Origin of the sequence: Streptomyces sp. TRM68367 (assembly GCF_014495685.1) — a bacterium.
Classification (GTDB): domain Bacteria; phylum Actinomycetota; class Actinomycetes; order Streptomycetales; family Streptomycetaceae; genus Streptomyces.
The window spans coordinates 1-1,453 of record NZ_JACTVI010000266.1; the positions used below are offsets into that span (position 1 = coordinate 1).

The window sequence follows — 1,453 nt, forward strand, 5'->3', positions numbered from 1 at the left end:
TCCGCACCAAGGACGGCCACACCGCCACCCTGCACACCACGGCCAACCACCCCTTCTGGGACGACACCACCCACACCTGGGTCCCGGCGGGCAAGCTGCACCGCGGCGACGCCCTCAACACCACCGGCGACGACCGCCTCGTCCATGTGATTGCTGTCCGTGTCACACCTGGTGCGGCGAACCGGTGGAATCTCACCGTTCAGCAACTGCACACGTACTACGTGCTGGCGGGCGGCACTGCGGTGCTCGTGCACAACGCTTGCCCGAACACCAACGGGTTGCAACCGGGCGACAACCCGGCGGCACAAGTCGGCAAGGAGGTTCACCACGACCCCGCCACGGAGGCAGCGTTCGACGCGATGGGCTACAAGAGGGGCCCCGGTCAGGGTGCGGACCAGCCCGACTTCCTCACCCCCAATGGAGATCCCGTCGAGCTGAAGCCGTTCACCAAGCGCGGGGCCCGCGAGGGAACGAGGCAGCTGAGGAGGTACCTCAACAACAGCGGTAGCACCTACGGCGAACTGTGGGGGTACTCATTCGAAGACGACCTGCTGGTCCTGCGGAAGATGGCCGTGCCTAGAGTAGGCTCGCTGAGGCGCTGGACCTGGCTCATCAGGCCGTAGGTATGTGCGAGTGATCGGAGGGGTGGAGCATGGCGGTTACGCTGGCCGGCGCGGCGGAATGCGTCGTCGACCTTCTTGGTCTGGAAAGAGAGACCGCCGAGAAGGGGAACGTCATGCTCCACTCCGGCGGTCTGCGCAGGAGCCTCAGGATCGCCAAGGTGAAGCGGGAAGCGGACATGCTGTCCTGGACCGTCTTCGTCGAGGACGAGGCACTGGCCGACCCCATGAAGGCATTCGGCGGAGTGGGAATCGAGGTGTGGCGGCCGGATCAAGTGGAGGAAGGGAACGTCGCCTCCGTCCACCACCGCTATCTCTACCCGTGGCCGAAGAGCCGAACGGCCCTGGATCCGACTTTGGTAGGCGATCTGCGCGATTTCGGTATGGCCGCATTGGACTTCGCCCGGGACCGGGAGGACCTGGGCCGGATCCTGCTCGCCTCGGACGATGTCCACCGCGGGCCTGTGTGGGCCCAGCTCCGGAGCAGCACCGAGCCAGCGCGCTTGGTGAAGGCGTTTGTCCTGGCGCGAGTGGGCAACCACGGCGCCTTGGAGGAGCAGGCGTGGGAGAAACTCCGGCGGCTGAGCGAGTCGGATATCAGCTGGGAGCCGGGTACGACCTTCCTGTTCCGGCAGGCCGTCGCCGACTGGGCGCGTCAGTACGGCCGGAAGGTCGATGTAGCCCTCGACGATCTGATCGCCCTGAAACGCAGGCGCCTTCCGGCATAACCCGCCCGCTGACGCCCCGCCGGGGCCTGTCGATGAATTAGTGGGGCGTGTCGTGCTCGGCGGCCTGGGATGTCGCGTGCATGACGTAGCTGGCGAGGTCGCTGG

General features: G+C 66.5%; 2 protein-coding genes. Both read left to right on the plus strand.

Going from position 1 to position 1,453, the window contains the following annotated elements; genetic code table 11:
• Nucleotides 1–623 (plus strand): polymorphic toxin-type HINT domain-containing protein (locus tag H8R17_RS45395; RefSeq protein WP_187828982.1); only part of this gene is annotated, 623 nt, incomplete at its 5' end.
• Between the two features lie 29 nt (nt 624–652).
• Entirely contained in the window at nt 653–1,348 is a 696-nt protein-coding gene (locus H8R17_RS45400; protein WP_187828983.1) for a hypothetical protein, read from the plus strand.
• Nucleotides 1,349–1,453 lie beyond the last annotated feature (105 nt).

Bases quoted from the DNA above. Each gene is read 5' to 3' on its own strand.
- H8R17_RS45400 (WP_187828983.1), top strand. From the start codon at position 653: ATGGCGGTTACGCTGGCCGGCGCGGCGGAATGCGTCGTCGACCTTCTT.